This is a genomic window from Streptococcus mitis, from assembly GCF_003942995.1.
GTDB classification, from domain to species: Bacteria; Bacillota; Bacilli; order Lactobacillales; family Streptococcaceae; genus Streptococcus; species Streptococcus mitis_CV.
Genome location: NZ_RJOH01000021.1, coordinates 1 through 18,957 on the forward strand (window position 1 = coordinate 1; position 18,957 = coordinate 18,957).

General features: G+C 38.1%; 16 protein-coding genes. 10 read left to right on the top strand and 6 right to left on the bottom strand.

Going from position 1 to position 18,957, the window contains the following annotated elements; all coding sequences use genetic code 11:
• Nucleotides 1–185 precede the first annotated feature (185 nt).
• From D8836_RS09525 to xerS, 10 genes are all read left to right on the top strand, one after another.
• The gene (locus tag D8836_RS09525; protein WP_125393846.1) at nt 186–1,160 is read left to right on the top strand and encodes a glycosyltransferase family 2 protein; all 975 of its coding nucleotides are present in this window, start codon (nt 186–188) and stop codon (nt 1,158–1,160) included.
• Nucleotide 1,161: 1 nt separating this feature from the next.
• The gene (locus D8836_RS09530) at nt 1,162–2,157 is read left to right on the top strand and encodes a glycosyltransferase (protein ID WP_045606774.1); all 996 of its coding nucleotides are present in this window, start codon (nt 1,162–1,164) and stop codon (nt 2,155–2,157) included.
• Between the two features lie 32 nt (nt 2,158–2,189).
• A complete protein-coding gene (locus D8836_RS09535; protein WP_474104100.1) occupies nt 2,190–3,125 on the top strand; it encodes a capsular polysaccharide synthesis protein in 936 nt (311 codons plus the stop codon).
• Entirely contained in the window at nt 3,126–4,676 is a 1,551-nt protein-coding gene (locus tag D8836_RS09540) for a lipopolysaccharide biosynthesis protein (protein ID WP_125393848.1), read from the top strand. It begins immediately after the preceding gene.
• A 12-nt stretch (nt 4,677–4,688) separates the two neighbouring features.
• Complete coding sequence (locus D8836_RS09545) at nt 4,689–5,798, top strand: glycosyltransferase (protein WP_125393849.1); 1,110 nt, start codon at nt 4,689–4,691, stop codon at nt 5,796–5,798.
• 235 nt (nt 5,799–6,033) lie between these two features.
• Nucleotides 6,034–6,885 (top strand): ribosome biogenesis GTPase YlqF, encoded by an 852-nt coding sequence (ylqF, locus tag D8836_RS09550; RefSeq protein ID WP_000201307.1) that lies wholly within the window; start codon nt 6,034–6,036, stop codon nt 6,883–6,885.
• Nucleotides 6,872–7,651 carry a ribonuclease HII gene (locus D8836_RS09555; protein ID WP_125393850.1) on the top strand — a complete coding sequence of 260 codons (780 nt, stop codon included), beginning with the start codon at nt 6,872–6,874 and terminating at the stop codon, nt 7,649–7,651. Before ylqF ends, D8836_RS09555 begins: the two co-directional genes overlap by 14 nt.
• 16 nt (nt 7,652–7,667) lie before the next feature.
• Nucleotides 7,668–9,218, top strand: a complete 1,551-nt coding sequence (locus tag D8836_RS09560) for a ClC family H(+)/Cl(-) exchange transporter (protein WP_125393851.1) — start codon at nt 7,668–7,670, stop codon at nt 9,216–9,218.
• Nucleotides 9,219–9,306: 88 nt separating this feature from the next.
• Complete coding sequence (locus D8836_RS09565) at nt 9,307–9,744, top strand: MepB family protein (RefSeq protein ID WP_061424846.1); 438 nt, start codon at nt 9,307–9,309, stop codon at nt 9,742–9,744.
• 271 nt (nt 9,745–10,015) lie between these two features.
• The gene (gene xerS / locus D8836_RS09575; protein ID WP_125393853.1) at nt 10,016–11,086 is read left to right on the top strand and encodes a tyrosine recombinase XerS; all 1,071 of its coding nucleotides are present in this window, start codon (nt 10,016–10,018) and stop codon (nt 11,084–11,086) included.
• A gap of 83 nt (nt 11,087–11,169) precedes the next feature.
• On the opposite strand, the gene D8836_RS09580 is transcribed toward xerS, so the two are convergent.
• From D8836_RS09580 to pdrM, 6 genes are all read right to left on the bottom strand, one after another.
• Nucleotides 11,170–12,159, bottom strand: coding sequence for a lipoate--protein ligase (locus D8836_RS09580; protein WP_125393854.1), 990 nt, complete (start codon nt 12,157–12,159; stop codon nt 11,170–11,172).
• Between the two features lie 59 nt (nt 12,160–12,218).
• Nucleotides 12,219–13,922, bottom strand: coding sequence for a dihydrolipoyl dehydrogenase (gene lpdA, locus D8836_RS09585; RefSeq protein ID WP_125393855.1), 1,704 nt, complete (start codon nt 13,920–13,922; stop codon nt 12,219–12,221).
• Between the two features lie 45 nt (nt 13,923–13,967).
• Nucleotides 13,968–15,011 (bottom strand): dihydrolipoamide acetyltransferase, encoded by a 1,044-nt coding sequence (locus D8836_RS09590; protein ID WP_125393856.1) that lies wholly within the window; start codon nt 15,009–15,011, stop codon nt 13,968–13,970.
• 448 nt (nt 15,012–15,459) lie between these two features.
• On the bottom strand, nt 15,460–16,452 hold the full coding sequence (locus tag D8836_RS09595; protein WP_125393857.1) for an alpha-ketoacid dehydrogenase subunit beta: 993 nt from the start codon (nt 16,450–16,452) through the stop codon (nt 15,460–15,462).
• A gap of 15 nt (nt 16,453–16,467) precedes the next feature.
• Complete coding sequence (locus D8836_RS09600; RefSeq protein WP_125393858.1) at nt 16,468–17,436, bottom strand: thiamine pyrophosphate-dependent dehydrogenase E1 component subunit alpha; 969 nt, start codon at nt 17,434–17,436, stop codon at nt 16,468–16,470.
• A gap of 153 nt (nt 17,437–17,589) precedes the next feature.
• Nucleotides 17,590–18,951: a sodium-coupled multidrug efflux MATE transporter PdrM gene (gene pdrM, locus D8836_RS09605; protein WP_125393859.1), complete on the bottom strand. Its 1,362-nt coding sequence runs from the start codon at nt 18,949–18,951 to the stop codon at nt 17,590–17,592.
• Nucleotides 18,952–18,957 lie beyond the last annotated feature (6 nt).

The window sequence follows — 18,957 nt, forward strand, 5'->3', positions numbered from 1 at the left end:
GTTATATGTTGATGCAATTGATAACTATTTTGAAATAGCTAAGAAATCATCAGATATTTTCAATTCTAGTAAATTATTAAGATGGTATAGCTATTCACCAAAATATTTTTTAAGTTTATATTATCCGCTGTATTTAAGATATTTAGAAATTCGAAAAAAATGGAAAATTTAATAGGAGCCTATTTATGATTAGTGTCATTGTTCCTGTTTATAACGTTGAAGACTATCTTGAAGAATGTTTAGAGAGTATTCAATGTCAAACTTATACCGATATAGAAGTGATTCTAGTCAATGATGGTTCAAGAGATGGATCAAAAGAAATTTGCGAGAGATATTGTAGGCTGGACAGTCGTTTTAACTTAATCAATCAAGCAAATAAAGGATTAAGTGGCGCTCGTAATCGTGGTATGACTGAATCTAAAGGCGAATTTATCACTTTTGTAGACAGTGATGATGTCATTAAAGACGATATGTTGGAGCAATTATTAAAGCACATGACTTCAGAAGAAATGGACATCGTAGAATGTTGGTATACAAATGATCAAAAAGACATAGAAATCCCTTCTCCCGAGAATGTCAAAATTATTTTTCAAGGAAATGCCCAAGAAGCTTTAGTCTCTTTATGTAAAGATAATATTGTCCGTTTGAATGCAGTTGCTAAACTTTTTAGAAGACAAGTGATTCTCAATTTTCCATTTTTAGAAGGTTTATTTTATGAAGATGTGTATGGAGGAATGGGAATCTTAAAACATATTCATAAAATAGTGAAAATTGATTATACAGGATATTATTACCGTGTACGTTCTGGTAGTATTATGAATCGCGAATTTAGTTTGAAAAATTTGGATTTGTTTACGATTTGTGATAAAGTGGAGCAACTATATGAAGGAAATGCTGACTCACTCCCATACGTACAACGTCGCTTATTTCATTTAGTCTTGATGCACGTTGTCGACTATCGTATATTTGAGGGGAATCCCTATCAAGAGAAATATGTAGAATATTTGAATCGTTACGCTAAAAGTTCAAGTCGCTCATTTTTAATGAGAGCTTATCGCTTATTCCCTCAAAAGATTGTCTTTATTTCAAGAGTTGTTGGAGCCATTCAATGGAGATTTGAAAAATATATTGTAAAAAGATTTTGGAAAGGGTTGAAGTAGTATGAACTATTATTTAAAAGAAAGATATGCTGAAGCCAAACATGCAGGATCTAAAGCAAGATTAGATGCTGAAAAAATAATGCTAGAAGCAGGATATCAACCTTTTTCCCTAAATAATGATTCAAATTCCATCACTTTGACAAAAAATGATGTGTTAGTTCTTCAATTTCCGTTATTATGGCATTCCTTAAAAAAACAAATTTTTACGAGATTTTTGAAAAATAGAACATTCAAAGCTTATTTGCTGATTCACGATATCGAGTCCCTTAGAAATAAAAAAATCAGGTCATTTACAGATTTCAAATATTCCATTATCCATTTTTTACAAAATAAAACCGTACTTGAAAAAGTGGATGGTATTATCGCCCATAACGAAAAGATGAAAGCAGAACTTGTGCGATTAGGAATACCGAAAGAGAAGATTGTTTCCTTAGAGATATTTGACTATTTAATTCCCCATTATAAAGCGAATAAAGCTTATGAGAAAAACACGGTCATAGTTGCTGGAAATTTCGATATTCGGAAAACAAAATACGCAAGACAATTTCCCGAAAAGCCAGATTTTTCTATTTATGGCATTAACTTTGAAGAGAAAAATCTTCCTTACAACGTTCATTATCAAGGTGCTTTTTCTCCTGATGAACTCCCTAATCACTTGCATGGCGGTTTTGGGTTAGTATGGGATGGAGATAGCCCCCATACTTGTAGTGGGATGTATGGAGAGTATTTAAAGATGAATAACCCGCATAAAGCATCTTTATATTTAGCATCAGGTTTTCCGATTATTGTATGGAGCCAATCTGCTTTGGCTGATTTTGTACGAAAAAACCATTGTGGAATACTTGTTGATTCATTATTTGAAATTGCAGATTGTTTAAACTCAATTGATGAAGAAGATTATCAAGAATTGATTAAAAATAGTAAAATAGTAGGAGAGAAACTTCGTAACGGACATTTTCTAAAAACAGCTTTAGAAAAATGTGAAAGGAACTTGTAGAGTTTATGAAACTACAAATCTTACAAAATAAAATGGCTCGCTATTGTCAAATTTTAAAATATTATGGCCTTAAACTAACATGTGNTTACTTTCTTGCACAAAAATCTGACAAGATGTTTTATGATTTTCGAAGAAAGCTTCTTTTGGATTTTGTACTGAAATTACGAAAAGAAGCTCAAATAGATGATTCGAGTGATGAAAAAGAAGAAGTAGTAACGGAATTTCCGAAAATGATTTGGACAATGTGGCAACAGGGAGAAGCTCAAATGCCTGAGACGGTCCAGGCTTCAATGAAGACCATAAAAGACTTCGCCAAAAGAAATGACTGTGAATTCTATTTGTTGACAGATGAAAATCTGGCGGATTTCATCAATATTCCAAGAGACATCACCGAAAAATACAAGAGAAAAGAATTATCAGCTGCGCATTATTCCGATATTATTCGTTTTAGTCTCTTATGCCAATACGGTGGAATTTGGATGGATGCAACCTTATTTGTATCTCCCTATGCAACTTTAGAAATGTTTGAAGGTGATTTCTTTACTCTGAATCATCCACCTATAGGAACAAATCAAATGGAACGAACTGTTGGTGATTTTAAATGGTCAGGTTTTTTCCTGGCAGGACAAAAAGGAGGATCTCATTTCAAACATATTCGAGATTTATATCTTTACTATGTTCGTAAATATCCAGTCTTTATTCATTACCTGATGATGGATTATTTTATTTTGTCCGAATATAAGTGCAAGCCTTATTTTGAAAACTTAGTGGATAGATTACCTATTCTAGCACCAGCTGAGCGTGTTTGGTTTTTAAGAGACCATGCCCATGATCTTTTTGATGAAAAGGAATGGGAAGAAGTATTAAAAACAACACCGATTATGAAAACGACTTATAAAATCAAGAAAGAAGAAGTCCTTCCAGGAAGTTATCTCGATCAACTTTTACAAGGAAAATTAAAGGAATAGATGAAATACACGAAAAAAAGTAGAACCGAATTTGCCACCTTAAATACAAGTATAGCTCTTGCATTGCAACCTTTTCAAGTCCTTCTTGGCTTTATCAATCGAACTATTTTTATCAATTTACTTGGGGTAACCTATCTAGGATTAAACAATTATTTGTCTAGCTTAGTTTCTATCCTGTCTTTGGCAGAATTAGGGGTTGCTGGAGCCATGAGCTATGCACTATATGGACCCTTAGACAGAGAAGAACATGGAAAAATCAATGCCTTTATGATTCTTTTCAAAAAATTATATAGAATCATTGGCTTTTCTATTTTTATACTGGGTGCTATACTTTCTTTATTTCTTCCTTATATGATAAAGGATTATACGGTAAATAGTGAAGTATATTTGATTTTTTTCCTCTTTGTATTTAACTCAGCTTCCAGCTATTTTTTCTCCTATAAACGAACCTTGCTTTATGTTGATCAGCGTAATTATATGATGACTTTGATTGACTTTGGATTAAATACGCTTCGTGTATGCTTGCAAATCGGAATTTTAGTCTTTACCCAAAATTATATCTTTTATCTATTAATCAGTATCATCATGAATTTGATTGGGAATATCATCATGTCGCATATTGTGGATAGATTGTATGATTACCTGTTTAATGATGACATAACCCCCATTAATCAGGAGGAAAAAGAAAAATTTATACGAAATATCAAAGGCAATGTAGTGAGTAGCATTGGAGAAACCATTGTTTTTCAGACAGATAGTATACTAATGGCAAGTTTTGTCAGCTTAGCAGCTATTGGTATTTATGGGAATTATACCTATGTTTTAGGATTTCTTTCACTGATTTTAAATACTGTGATCAATTCAGTTGTTTCTTCCGTAGGTAACTTAGTTCATTCGGAATCTACGACAGTAGCAGATATGGTTAAATTCCTAAAAAAATTCCAATTTATTACTTTTAGCCTGATTTATTTTGCTAGCTTAGGCTATTTAATGTTCATTCATCCATTTATGACTATCTGGTTAGGCGAGAGTTTTTCATTTAATCGTACAGTTGAGATTTTGATTGTCCTTCATTTTTTCCTAACTTTTTATAGAAGACCGATTCTAACGTTGATTTCAGTTTATGGCTTAAGTTATGAGCAAAATAAAAAAACTCTTGCAGAAATTATATTAAATATAATTCTTTCACTATATTTTTTAGCAATTTTAGATTTAGGCGTAGCTGGAATTTTATTGGGGACCATTTGTTCAACAGTCTTGACTTGTACATGGTATGAACCCTATAGCGCCTTTAAGTATGGATTGAAAGTTTCCTCAAGGGACTTTTTTAAAACCATGTTACAAGATTTCTCAGTTGTAGGGATGAGTATCCTACTTTTGAGTTTACTGGATAACTACCTCTTAACTCAGCTAGATTTCATTCTCAGTTTGGCAATCAAAATCGTCCTTTATTTGACAGTATTGGGTAGCTACATTTTCCTATTTAGAAATCATGAAGGCGGTAGACAAATTATCCTGATGATTCAAAAAGTATTAAAGTTAAAAAAATAAGGAGGTAAAAATATGAAACGAATATTAGTTTGTGGTTTAGTTCCAGATATCGGTGGACTAGAAAAAATTGTGGTAGATTTTTATAATCATATCGATACCTCTGAATTTGAACTGGAATTTTTACTACAAGGTTCTGAAGATGTTGAATTTAGTGATCATTTTAAGAAGCTTTGTCACAATCCTCTCGTCGTTCATAGAATCCCTAAGTTAAGACCTCATATTAAACAGGCATTAAAGGAATGGGATGATTTTTTTAAGAAAAATGCTCATCGTTATGATATTTTATGGTCCAATCAAAACGGTCTGACTCATCTAGAATTTTTAAAATTAGCAAAAAAATACGGAATCGAAAAAAGAATTGTTCATGGACATTGTGCAACAGCCGATAAATTTTATCGTTTTATTCACCCTATAAACCGACTTTTTGTTGGCAAATATGCGACAGATTTTTGGGCCTGTGGAACAGAAGCGTTGAACCATTTTTATCATGGTCAAGAACGAGAAAAAGCTTTAGTGATTCATAATGCCATTGAGCTAGAAAAGTTTTTATATAATGAAGAGACAAAACTTAAACTTCGCAAAGAATATCATATTCCAGAAGATTGTTTTGTGGTTGGACAAGTGTCCCGTTTATATGAAAAACAAAAAAATCAAAGTTTTTGTGTTAAGGTCTTTTCTGAAATCGTCAAAAAAGAACCAAATTCTCGTCTAGTATTTATTGGAAGAGGAGATACTGCATTTTTAGAAAATGTGGCAAAAGAATATGGAGTAGCAGACAAAGTCATCTTTACAGGCTTGACCACTAATGTAGGAAAAATGCTAAATCTTCTAGATGTTTTCTTTTTTCCATCTAATTTTGAGGGATTACCGATTGTACTCATTGAAGCGCAAGCCAATGGCTTACCTGTTGTAACAGCAAAGCATTTACCAGATGCAAGAATACTAGATAACTATGATAACAGCCTGTCTTTGAAGGATTCTCTTGAAGATTGGGCAGATAAGATTTTGTTGGTCAGAGATCATCGGGAGCTTGATACAGAAAAGGTGAAACAGCTAATAGATGAAAATGGCTACGAGATTGAATCAGCAACCAAACAGTTGGAGAAATTATTTGACGAGTAATAAAAAGTTGATGGAGAGGACAAACATGTCTTCTCTAATTTTTTATAATGATTAAATAGTTTGGAACACTATTTAATCCTGAAGCAAAAGCAGACAAAATAGAGAAGGCATGATATAATATAAAGTAGATTTCTATGTTATAAAGCAAGAACTGTTTGGACATTATTCATTTGAAAACTCCTTGATGCTCAAACAATAGGGGTTCTAAACCCTTGCTATGAAAGGAAAAAACTCAATGGCTACTATTCAATGGTTTCCTGGTCACATGTCTAAAGCGCGTCGACAGGTGCAGGAGAATTTAAAATTTGTTGATTTTGTGACGATTTTGGTTGATGCACGCTTACCTCTGTCTAGTCAAAATCCTATGTTGACTAAGATTGTTGGTGACAAACCAAAACTCTTGATTTTAAATAAGGCAGACTTGGCTGACCCAGCAATGACCAAGGAATGGCGCCAGTATTTTGAATCACAAGGAATTCAGACGCTAGCTATCAACTCCAAAGAGCAAGTGACTGTAAAAGTTGTAACAGATGCGGCCAAAAAGCTCATGGCGGATAAGATTGCTCGCCAAAAAGAACGTGGCATCAAGATTGAAACCTTGCGTACCATGATTATCGGGATTCCAAATGCTGGTAAATCCACTCTTATGAACCGTTTAGCTGGTAAGAAAATTGCTGTTGTCGGCAATAAACCAGGTGTGACCAAGGGGCAACAATGGCTCAAAACAAATAAAGACCTTGAAATCCTGGATACACCGGGGATTCTCTGGCCTAAGTTTGAGGATGAAACTGTTGCGCTTAAGTTGGCCTTGACCGGAGCTATTAAAGACCAGTTGCTTCCTATGGATGAGGTAACTATTTTTGGCCTGAATTATTTCAAAGAACATTATCCAGAAAAGCTGGCTGAACGCTTCAAACAAATGAAAATTGAGGAAGAAGCGCCTGTTATTATTATGGATATGACCCGTGCCCTCGGTTTCCGTGACGACTATGACCGTTTCTACAGTCTCTTCGTGAAGGAAGTCCGTGATGGCAAACTCGGTAACTATACCTTAGATACATTGGAAGACCTCGATGGCGACGATTAAAGAAATCAAAGAACTCCTTGCTACTGTCAAGGACCTTGATAGCCCTATTATTTTAGATCTTGAAAAGGATAATCGCTCTGGAATTCAAAAGGAAATCAGCAAGCGTAAAAAAGCTATTCAGGCAGAATTGGATGAGGATCTTCGTTTGGAATCCATGCTTTCCTACGAAAAAGAACTGTATAAGCAAGGATTGACCATGATAGCAGGTGTTGACGAGGTTGGTCGTGGTCCTCTTGCTGGTCCTGTAGTCGCTGCAGCAGTTATTTTACCTAAAAATTGTAAAATTAAAGGCCTCAACGACAGCAAGAAAATTCCTAAAAAGAAACATCTGGAGATTTTCCAAGCAGTTCAGGACCAAGCCTTATCAATCGGGATTGGTATCATGGATAATCAGGTCATCGACCAAGTCAATATCTATGAAGCAACCAAACTGGCCATGCAGGAAGCAATCTCTCAGCTCAGTCCTCAACCTGAGCACCTTTTGATAGATGCCATGAAGCTGGATTTACCCATTTCACAAACATCTATCATCAAAGGAGATGCAAACTCTCTCTCTATCGCCGCGGCTTCTATAGTAGCCAAGGTGACACGTGATGAATTGATGAAGGAATTTGACCAGCAATTTCCAGGCTATGATTTCGATGCTAATGCAGGATATGGAACAGCTAAACACCTGGAAGGACTGAAAAAACTAGGAGTTACCCCAATTCACCGAACCAGCTTTGAACCCGTTAAATCACTGGTTTTAGGAGAAAAAGAAAGTTAAGTTAGAAGGAATGATTATGGAGGAACAGTCAGAAACACTCAGCTCCAAGAAAGAATTTGCCTTTGCATCAAGTACCATATTATCCCAAGTTGGACGAGGAATCATCGTCGGTCTTGTCGTTGGAATTATCGTTGGATCCTTTCGTTTCTTAATTGAAAAAGGCTTCCACCTGATACAAGGACTTTATCAAGATCAAGCGCACCTAGTGCGCAATCTTTTTATCATTGCTCTATTTTATTTAATAGTTTGTTGGCTCAGTGCGAAATTAACTCAGTCAGAAAAAGACATAAAGGGTTCTGGAATCCCTCAAGTCGAAGCTGAATTAAAGGGACTCATGACCCTCAACTGGTGGGGCGTACTTTGGAAAAAATATATTCTAGGAATTTTGGCTATTGCTAGCGGCCTTATGTTAGGGCGTGAAGGACCAAGTATTCAACTTGGAGCGGTTGGTGGTAAAGGAATTGCCAAATGGCTCAAATCCAGTCCAGTAGAGGAACGCTCCTTGATTGCTAGTGGAGCTGCCGCTGGTCTAGCTGCAGCCTTTAATGCGCCGATTGCAGGACTTCTCTTTGTGGTAGAAGAAGTTTATCACCATTTTTCACGCTTTTTCTGGGTATCTACTCTCGCTGCTAGTCTCGTAGCAAACTTTGTTTCTCTGCTCATATTTGGCCTAACACCCGTACTGGATATGCCAGACAACATCCCACTCATGACCCTAGACCAGTATTGGATTTACCTCCTTATGGGGATTTTTCTAGGCCTTTCCGGTTTTCTCTATGAGAAAGCTGTGCTCAATGTTGGTCGAGTTTATGATTGGCTTGGTCAGAAAATCCATTTGGATAGAGCTTATTATCCAATTCTTGCCTTCATTCTCATCATACCAGTCGGAATCTTCTTACCCCAAATCCTTGGTGGTGGAAATCAGCTGGTTCTTTCCCTGACTAAGCAAGATTTTAGTTTTCAAGTTCTATTAGCGTACTTTTTGATTCGCTTTGTTTGGAGCATGATTAGCTATGGAAGTGGCCTTCCAGGAGGAATTTTCCTACCAATTTTGGCACTTGGTTCCTTGCTTGGTGCCCTAGTTGGTGTCATTTGTGTTAATATTGGACTTGTCAGTCAGGAGCAATTCCCTATATTTGTCATTCTAGGAATGAGTGGCTATTTTGGAGCAATATCTAAGGCTCCCTTAACTGCTATGATACTCGTAACTGAGATGGTAGGAGATATTCGCAACCTCATGCCACTTGGATTAGTAACCTTGGTCGCCTACATCATCATGGATCTACTCAAGGGTGCACCAGTCTATGAGGCTATGTTGGAAAAAATGCTGCCAGAAGAAGCGACAGATGAAGGAGAAGTCACTCTCATTGAAATCCCTGTTTCAGATAAAATAGCAGGAAAGCAAGTACACGAACTCAACTTGCCACATAACGTACTCATCACCACCCAAGTCCATAATGGCAAGAGCCAAACAGTTAACGGCTCAACCAGAATGTATCTGGGGGATATGATCCACCTGGTGATTCCAAAAAGTGAAATTGGGAAAGTCAAAGATTTGTTGTTGTAGATCAAAAATATTATTACATAATTTTTATTATGTAATAAATGTATCAAGAATATTTTGTTGATTTTGATAAGGGAGGACATACATCATAATGAAAATACTAGATGTTCTATATGAGTTTTATGGTGATTTTGAATTCATTAAAGAAAAGTGGAATGAAAAATACGAAGGTATTCTTATCAAAATAAAGGATGAGCAAGGATATAAAAGATGCCGCTTAGCAAAAAGAACACCGAAAAAAGAAGGATATTTTACAGTTTTTTGGAAAAAAGACAAAAATAACATGAACATTCCTTATACCAATGAAGATTTGGGAACTGAACTTGTTATCGTTGTCATCGATAATGATAAAAAGGGGCTATTTATTATTCCAAACGAAGTTGCTACTTGTAAGAAAATTCTCTCAACAAAAAACAGCAAAGGAAAAATGTCCATGCGATTTTATCCGCCTTGGTGCACAAATTTAAATACAACGGCTCAATCAACACAAAAATGGCAATTGAAATTTTTTAGAGAAATTGAATTATAAGAATGACTTTGAAAAATTTCTAGTAGATTCATATCAGACACAAAGACTTGGTTCTTATGAAAAAAGAACCAAGTCTTTGTGTTAGTTTCTCAGGAATAAAGTACATTATAGACAATTTTTGTCGAAAAAATTTTTTAGTTATTAAAAATGAAATCATTTTTGGTTATTCTATTAAAAAGCCCTATAACATCTTTCCGAAAAACTATAATTTTCTTGAAAAATATATAAGTCTATGCTATACTACTAATAGACTTATTTATGGAGAAAATACATGAAACGAGAGATTTTACTGGAACGAATCGACAAACTAAAACAAATCATGCCCTGGTATGTTCTGGAATTCTACCAATCTAAGCTTGCTGTACCTTACAGTTTTACAACTTTATATGAATACCTCAAGGAATACGATCGATTTTTCAGCTGGGTTTTGGAGTCTGGTATTTCAAATGCTGATAAAATGTCTGATATTCCTTTATCTGTCTTGGAAAATCTGTCTAAGAAAGACATGGAATCCTTCATCCTTTATCTACGTGAACGTCCTTTGCTGAATGCCAATACAACCAAGCAAGGTGTTTCTCAGACAACCATCAATCGGACCTTGTCAGCATTGTCCAGTCTTTATAAGTATCTGACCGAGGAAGTTGAAAACGACCAGGGAGAACCTTATTTTTATCGTAATGTAATGAAAAAAGTTTCAACCAAGAAAAAGAAAGAAACACTTGCTGCAAGAGCTGAAAACATCAAACAAAAGCTCTTTCTAGGTGATGAAACAGAAGGGTTCCTGACTTATATAGACCAAGAATATCCACAACAGCTCTCAAATCGTGCTCTATCATCGTTTAATAAAAATAAGGAACGTGATTTGGCCATTATCGCCCTTCTCTTGGCATCTGGTGTTCGCTTGTCTGAAGCAGTTAATCTGGATATACGGGATCTCAATCTCAAAATGATGGTTATTGATGTCACTCGAAAAGGGGGCAAACGTGACTCGGTCAATGTCGCTGCCTTTGCAAAACCTTATCTAGAGAATTATCTAGCCATTCGAAATCAACGCTATAAGACGGAAAAGACGGATATAGCCCTCTTTTTAACACTCTATAGAGGTGTTCCCAATCGTATCGATGCTTCCAGCGTGGAAAAGATGGTTGCTAAGTACTCGGAGGACTTCAAAGTCCGTGTAACCCCTCACAAACTGCGCCATACCCTAGCAACTAGGCTCTATGATGCGACTAAATCGCAAGTTTTGGTTAGTCATCAGCTAGGACACGCAAGTACACAAGTCACTGATCTCTATACCCATATCGTCAATGATGAACAAAAGAATGCTCTGGATAGTTTATAAGATACATAAAATAAATTATGTAAAATACAACTCGAAAAAGAAGCTGGTCAAACAACCAACTTCTTTTCTTTTTATCCCACTACTTATCCCACTACCGCTTCAGCAATTTCTTCACGGCTAATACCAGCGAAGTAGCGTGTAATATCAATAGTTTCTAGGGCTTTAAGGACATCTTCGCGTTCGTATTTCACCCCACGAAGGATATCTTCTACTGCAGCAACGTCTTCAATACCAAAGAAGTCACCATAAATCTTGATGTCTTGGATTTTTGATTCAGTAACGTTAGCAAAGACTTCCACCTTACCACTAGTGAATTTGGTTCCACGACGGACGTTAAATTCAGGTGATTTACCATAGTTCCAGTCCCAAGTTCCAAACTTAGTATCTTTGATACGGTTAATTTCAGCTAATTCTTCCTCAGAAAAAACGTATTCTGTCATCTCTGGATACTCTTTTTTCATGTATTCCAAGAGTAAATCACGGAATTCTTCGACTGTGATTTTTTCTGGTAGTTCATTGACAATATTGGTGACACGAGCACGAACAGATTTCACACCTTTTGATTCAAATTTATCTTTTGAAACCTTAAGGGCATTTGCGAGGACTGACAAATCGACGTCAAAGAGCAAGCAACCGTGGTGCATGATACGGCCATTGATATAGGCTTGGGCATTGCCACAGAACTTCTTACCATCAATCTCAAGGTCATTACGGCCTGTGAACTCAGCTTTAACCCCAAGTTGAGCTAAAGTATTGATAACTGGAGTTGAGAAGCTCTTGAAATCAAAAGCCTTGTTTTCATCTTCTTTTGAGATGATTGTGTAGTTGAGGTTATTTAAATCGTGGTAAACAGCTCCACCACCGCTGATACGGCGAACTACCTCAATGCCATTTTCGCGAACATAATCACGGTTGATTTCTTCGATGGTATTCTGGTGACGACCAACAATGATAGATGGCTTGTTAATCCAAAGTAGGAAGATTTGATCCTCATCCAAAAGGTGTTTAAAGGCATATTCTTCCAAGGCGATATTAAAAGCAGTGTCGTTTGAATAATTGATAATATATTTCATGATATTCCTTTATACGATAGAGACTGGAAAATATCTTTCCAGCCTAGTCTATCTTCATTTTATTTTTTCTTTGGTGAATGGATGGCCATTCCTAGAACATCCGCAAACGCTTCATACATCACTTCAGAGTAGGTTGGGTGACCGTGAATAGTCTCCAACATTTCTTCAACAGTGATTTCCATTTCGATAATGCTTGATGCCTCGTTAATCAATTCTGCAGCTGCAGGACCGATGATATGAACGCCAAGGATTTCTCCGTATTTCTTATCTGCAATGACTTTTACGAAACCTTGAGCTGCATCTGATGCAATGGCACGACCGTTAGCAGCAAAGTTGAATTTACCAATGGCTACATCGTATTTCTCACGGGCTTGTTCTTCGGTCAGACCCACTGCTGCTACTTCAGGGAGAGTGTAGATGGCTGCTGGAGTCAAGTTCAATTTGGCAACAGCATGATTTCCTTTGAGGGCATTTTCAGCGGCAACTTCCCCCATACGGAAGGCTGCGTGAGCCAACATCTTAGTACCGTTGATGTCACCTGGTGCGTAGATACCTTGAACAGAAGTTTCCATGTATTCGTTGACCTTGATACGTCCACGATCCAATTCAAACTCAACATCACCAATTCCTTCAAGGTCTGGCACACGACCGATTGAAAGGAGGGCTTTACTTGCGATGATATCGTCTTTTCCTTCAACCTTGATACGAAGTTGACCATTTTCCTCGATAATTTCTTGGAGTTTAGTGTCAGTCAAGATGGTCATGCCTTTACGTTCAAGAATCAAGCGAAGGTTCTTAGAAACTTCCGCATCCATAGCTGGTACGATACGGTCCATCATTTCAATAACAGTCACTTTTGACCCAAATGTCATGAAAGCTTGACCAAGTTCGATACCAACAACACCACCACCGATGATAACAAGGCTTTCTGGTACTTCATTCATTTCAAGAATGTCATCACTGGTCATGACAAGTGGAGATTCCATACCAGGAACGTTAATCTTGCTGACTTTTGAACCACCAGCAAGGATGATTTTCTTGGTTTCAAGTAATTCAGAACCATTTACCAAGACATTCTTATCTTTAGTGATCGTACCAATTCCCTTATGAACAGTAACTCCGTAACTACGAAGAAGACCTGCAACACCACCTACCAAGGTATTGACAACTTTAGATTTAGTTTCTAAAAGTTTGTCCATATCTACAGTGAAGTTTGGATTCTCGATGACGATACCACGATTTGCTGCATGACCGATGTTTTCTATGATTTCAGCGTTGTGAAGGTAGGTCTTGGTTGGAATACATCCACGGTTCAAGCAGGTTCCACCGAGTTCAGATTTCTCAACAAGGGCAACCTTACCGCCGAGTTGTGCTGCTTTAATGGCTGCAACATAACCAGCAGGACCTCCACCAATCACAACGATATCAAAAGCATCATCGCTCTTACCATCATCGTTTGAGGCACTTGCTGCAGGTACTGGGCTAGCTTCTGGCACTGCTGCTCCAGCTGTTGGGATGTTTTCCCCTTCTTCTCCAAGGTAACCAATAACTTCTGTAACCGGAACTGTTTCCCCATCACCTTTAAGGATGGCAATCAAGTACCCATCTTCTTCAGCTTCCAATTCCATGCTGACTTTGTCAGTCATGATTTCCAAAAGGATTTCTCCTTCTTTTACAAATTCTCCGACTTTTTTATTCCATTGGACGATTTGTCCTTCTGTCATATCCACGCCGGCTTTTGGCATAATTACTTCTAAGGCCATGTCTTCCTTCCTTTATCTATATCTTTAAAATGAATAATCTTGTTCTTAAATCAACATTGAGATTGGATTTTCAATCAATTCTTTCAAGTCTTTCATAAACTTAGCACCAGCCATACCATCTACGACACGGTGGTCAATTGTTAACCCAAGACTCATAATAGGACGAATCACAATCTCACCATTGACGACAACTGGCTTCTCGATTGTCGAGCTCACACCAAGGATAGCTGAGTTTGGTTGGTTGATAATAGGACCAAAGGACTGCACGCCAAACATTCCCAAATTACTGATTGTGAATGTTGAATTTTGCAGTTCGCTTGGAGCCAATTTACCATCCAAGGTACGGCCAATGACGTCTTTGAAGGCTACAACCAACTCTGACAAGCTCATTTTTTCAGCATTGTAAACAACAGGAGTCATCAATCCATTATCCATCCCAACTGCAATGGCAAGGTTAACGTAGTTATGAGTGATAATAGTCTTGCCATCTTCGGTCAATGAAGCGTTGATGTAAGGGTGTTTCATAAGAGTCTTAACAACTGCAAGTGAAAGAAGGTCTGTTACAGTAGTTTTCTTCCCAGTTGCTTCCATGATTGGCTCAAGAACCTTCTTACGAAGAGCCAGCATTTCAGTCATATCAACTTCATAGTTGAGAGTAAAGGTTGGCGCAGTTAGGTAAGATTCAACCATACGTTGGGCAATAACCTTACGCATTGGTGTCATTGGAATACGCTCAATCTCACCATAAGGGGTGATAGTATCAGAGACTTCTTCCACTTTTTCGATTTGAGCAGGAGACTTGATGGTTTCGTTTTCGATATTTTCAGGAAGCAAGGCCAAAACGTCCTTCTTCATGATTTTACCACGATGACCTGTTCCTTGGATTTCCTGCCAAGCAATGTTATGTTCGAGGGCAATTCGTTTTGCAAGTGGCGAAATGCGAACCACATTAGTGTCTTTATAAGTTTCCACGTCTTCTTTGTGGACACGACCGTTTGCACCTGAGCCAGAAACGTCGTAGAGGTTGATTCCTAAATCATCCGCTAACTTTCTAGCCGCAGGAGTCGCTCTTAGCTTGTCATCAGCCATGACCTCTCCAATTCTATACTAAGATATTAAGGACGAAGAGGGCAATGAAAAAATAGGAGATTGACGATGTGTTCGATGAACACAAGGAAATCTATCTTTTTTTCGAAGACCTCCGTCCGAATTCAATTAAATGATACATAGGGCGTCAAAAGCGACTGAAAAATAGGAAATCTACGCAGACTTCGATGAAGCCAAGGAGATTTATCTTTTTTCCGAGCTTTTAGCCCGTGTTCAACTCTACAAGCAACTTGGATACAACACGTATCTCAAGTTGCTACGGTTGCCGCTATTAGGCGGTCAACCTAGTAGACTTACTAAGTCGTTCGTCGAATAACATCGATTCGACTCTCTCCTGTCGCAAATTTGCAAATAACTTGGGTACAATACATATCTCAAGTTACTAAAGTTAAAAACAACCGTTATTTTACATAACTTATCTTATGTAGTTCTATTCTTTGTTATATGTTTTTCGGATTGCATCCTTAATGCTTTCAACTGTTGGAATCATTGCATTTTCTAGGTTTTGTGCGTAAGGCATTGGCACATCTTCTCCGGCGCAACGGCGAATTGGTGCGTCTAGATAATCAAATGCTTCTGATTCTGAAATAATAGCTGAAATCTCTCCGATATAGCCACTTGTTTTGTGGGCATCGTTGACCAGAACAACCTTACCAGTCTTCTTAACTGAGTTAATGATGATATCCTTATCAAGCGGAACAAGGGTACGTGGGTCTACAATTTCAACAGAAATTCCTTCTTCTACTAATTCTTCAGCAGCTTGAACCACACGACGAAGCATTTTACCATAAGTAACAACTGTTACATCCGTTCCTTCACGTTTAATTTCGCCGACTCCAAGTGGAATCGTATAGTCTGGATCAACTGGCACTTCGCCTTTTTGGTTAAATTCTGACTTGTACTCAAGAATAATAACTGGGTTATTATCACGGATAGAAGACTTGAGCAGTCCTTTCATGTCTGCAGGTGTTCCGGGTGCCACAACCTTAAGTCCAGGAATGTGGGTAAACCAAGATTCCAAGGATTGTGAGTGCTGGGCTGCAGATCCAACTCCATTACCAGCTGCGCATCGAACAGTCATTGGAACCTGACCTTTACCACCAAACATATAACGTGTTTTAGCAGCCTGGTTGACGATATTGTCCATGGCAATAACCGAGAAGTCCATGAAGGTCATATCAACGATTGGACGAAGTCCTGTCATGGCTGCTCCTGCTGCTGCTCCTGAGATGGCAGCTTCAGAAATCGGACAGTCACGAACACGTTCTGGACCAAATTCTTCAAGCATTCCGACAGAAGTACCGAAGTCTCCTCCAAAGACACCGACATCTTCTCCCATCAAGAACACATTTTCATCGCGACGCATTTCCTCAGACATAGCAAGGATAATGGTGTCACGGAAGGATATTGTTTTTGTTTCCATTTTATCTCTTTCTCCTTAGTCTGCGTAAATATCTTCAAATGCTGATTCAAGCGGTGGGAATGGACTTTCCTCTGCAAATTTAACAGAAGCTTCTACTGCTTCCTTGACTTGCGCTTGGATTTCTTCCAATTCCTCGGCACTCGCAATAGTGTTTTCAATGAGGTATTTGCGAAGGTTTTCGATTGGGTCTTTTTGTTTCCACAATTCCACTTCTTCACGCGTACGATATTTACCAGGGTCTGATGATGAGTGACCAAGCCAGCGGTAAGTTACACTTTCAATCAAGACTGGTCCGTTACCACCACGAACATGGTCTACAGCTTTCTTAAATCCTTCATAGACATCGATGACATTGTTGCCTTCTTCGATAAACATTCCAGGAATTCCGTAAGCAACACTACGTTGATGGATATGTTCTACGTTGGTCATTTTCTTAATATCCGCAGAGATACCATAACCGTTGTTGATGCAATAGAAAATGACTGGCAGCTTCCAAATAGAAGCCATGTTGACTGCTTCGTGGAAAACACCTTCGTTGGTCGCACCATCTCCAAAGAAGCAGACAACGATTTTTCCGGTATTTTGCATTTGCTGACTGAGGGCTGCACCAACAGCGATTCCCATACCACCACCTACGATACCATTGGCACCAAGGTTACCAGCATCAAGGTCGGCGATATGCATAGAGCCACCTTTACCTTTACAGGTTCCAGTGTATTTACCAAGTATTTCAGCCATCATTCCGTTGAGGTCAATCCCTTTAGCAATAGCTTGCCCGTGGCCACGGTGGTTTGAGGTAATCAAATCATCTGGATTGAGAGCCAACATAGCCCCCACGTTGGCAGCTTCTTCTCCAACAGAAAAGTGCGTCATTCCTGGCACTTTCCCTTTCTTTACTAATTGTGCAATTTTTAAGTCCATACGACGGATTTCTTCCATCTTACGGAACATTTCTAGCAAAAGATTTTTATCTAAAGTTGACATCTTCTTGCCTTTCTAACTTTCTTCTTACCTTACTATTTTACCGTTTTTAGAAAGTACTGTCAAAGTTTTTCTCAAGAAAATTTCACAAAATAAAAAAGAAAACCCAATGAGAACAAGGGATTTTCTTATCAAGAATATTTTTTCACAAACTTTTCAGCGTTTAAATTTTGCTAAAGATTCAAATCTTTTCATAATCACAGTCAAACGCCAACGGTAGAGCGCCCCACTCACAATCAGACTAATAATCAAACCAATCCAGTATGAATAAGCGCCAAAATCTGTTAGGGAATCAAATACCATAGCCACTGGGATTGCTACGCCCCAATAACCAACTAAACCAAGGTAAAAAGGAATCACTGTATCCTTATAACCCCGTAAAATTCCCTGAAGAGGTGCCGCAAAGGTATCTGCTAACTGAAAGAAAAGACTGTAAGTCAAAAAACGCGCTGTCAGATCGATAAATTCTGGGTCGTTACCATAAAGACTGGCCACATTTCCCCTAAAAATGTAAAGGAAAGATAAGGTGAAGCCTGCAAAAATAAGGGCTGTCCATCTTCCTAGACCAATATAGGTTTTCGCATCATCAAATCGCTTGGCTCCCACTTCATAGGAAACAACAATAGCCATAGCCGATGAGATACTCATAGGAAAGGCGTACATGAGAGTTGAAAAGTTCATAGCTGACTGGTGACTAGCGATAATCAAGGATGAGAACTTAGCCATAATCAAACCAACCACGGAAAAGATAGCCACTTCCGCGAAGACAGTTCCCCCAATAGGCAGACCCAATCGAACTCCTTCCTTGATTTTATCCATATTAAGTGGAATTCGTTTCTCAAGATGTAGGGCTTTGAGCTTCTCCTGTTTAAATAGAACCAGAACAGAAATTCCCAGCAAGACCCAGTAGGCTAAAGAAGTACCTAAACCAGAACCAGCACCTCCCAGTTCTGGAACACCAAAGGCCCCGAAAATCAAGAGATAGTTAAATCCACTATTGAGAGGGAGTAACAAAAGCATGAGGTACATGGACAGCTTGGTCAAGCCCAGCGAATCCAGCAAGGAGCGAATGACACTAAAGAGCAAAAGGGGGATAATCCCGATAGATAAAAACCAAAGATAGCGAACTGCTACTGCCGCCACAGGTGCTTCTAGTCCAAGATGATTCAAGATTGGTGGTGCCAAGAAAAGTACCAGTCCCAGTAAGATCACAGATAGACCCAAGGCCAGATAGATAAACTGGTAAAAATCAGATGCAACTTCTTCCTTTTTGCCTCGACCAAGATGGTGACCAATGATAGGCACCAAGGCTGACACAATCCCTGTTAGAAAGGTAAAGAATGGATTCCAGATACTGGTTGCCATTGATACTCCAGCCAAATCCATGGTATTGTATTGGCCAGTCATAGTCGTATCAACAAAGGAGGCAGAATAATTGGCAAATTGATAAATCAGGATAGGGAAAAATATCTTTAAAAATAAGATAAACTTGTCTTTAAAATGAAGGGTTTGGTACATATAGAC

Excerpts from the sequence above, each read along its gene's own strand:
- D8836_RS09590 (WP_125393856.1), bottom strand. The coding sequence starts at position 15,011 with ATGGCTGATGACAAGCTAAGAGCGACTCCTGCGGCTAGAAAGTTAGCG.
- D8836_RS09560 (WP_125393851.1), top strand. The coding sequence starts at position 7,668 with ATGGAGGAACAGTCAGAAACACTCAGCTCCAAGAAAGAATTTGCCTTT.
- D8836_RS09565 (WP_061424846.1), top strand. The coding sequence starts at position 9,307 with ATGAAAATACTAGATGTTCTATATGAGTTTTATGGTGATTTTGAATTC.
- ylqF (WP_000201307.1), top strand. The coding sequence starts at position 6,034 with ATGGCTACTATTCAATGGTTTCCTGGTCACATGTCTAAAGCGCGTCGA.
- D8836_RS09600 (WP_125393858.1), bottom strand. The coding sequence starts at position 17,436 with ATGTCAACTTTAGATAAAAATCTTTTGCTAGAAATGTTCCGTAAGATG.
- D8836_RS09555 (WP_125393850.1), top strand. The coding sequence starts at position 6,872 with ATGGCGACGATTAAAGAAATCAAAGAACTCCTTGCTACTGTCAAGGAC.
- D8836_RS09545 (WP_125393849.1), top strand. The coding sequence starts at position 4,689 with ATGAAACGAATATTAGTTTGTGGTTTAGTTCCAGATATCGGTGGACTA.
- pdrM (WP_125393859.1), bottom strand. The coding sequence starts at position 18,951 with ATGTACCAAACCCTTCATTTTAAAGACAAGTTTATCTTATTTTTAAAG.
- D8836_RS09525 (WP_125393846.1), top strand. The coding sequence starts at position 186 with ATGATTAGTGTCATTGTTCCTGTTTATAACGTTGAAGACTATCTTGAA.
- D8836_RS09540 (WP_125393848.1), top strand. The coding sequence starts at position 3,126 with ATGAAATACACGAAAAAAAGTAGAACCGAATTTGCCACCTTAAATACA.
- D8836_RS09580 (WP_125393854.1), bottom strand. The coding sequence starts at position 12,159 with ATGAAATATATTATCAATTATTCAAACGACACTGCTTTTAATATCGCC.
- xerS (WP_125393853.1), top strand. The coding sequence starts at position 10,016 with ATGAAACGAGAGATTTTACTGGAACGAATCGACAAACTAAAACAAATC.
- D8836_RS09595 (WP_125393857.1), bottom strand. The coding sequence starts at position 16,452 with ATGGAAACAAAAACAATATCCTTCCGTGACACCATTATCCTTGCTATG.
- D8836_RS09530 (WP_045606774.1), top strand. The coding sequence starts at position 1,162 with ATGAACTATTATTTAAAAGAAAGATATGCTGAAGCCAAACATGCAGGA.
- lpdA (WP_125393855.1), bottom strand. The coding sequence starts at position 13,922 with ATGGCCTTAGAAGTAATTATGCCAAAAGCCGGCGTGGATATGACAGAA.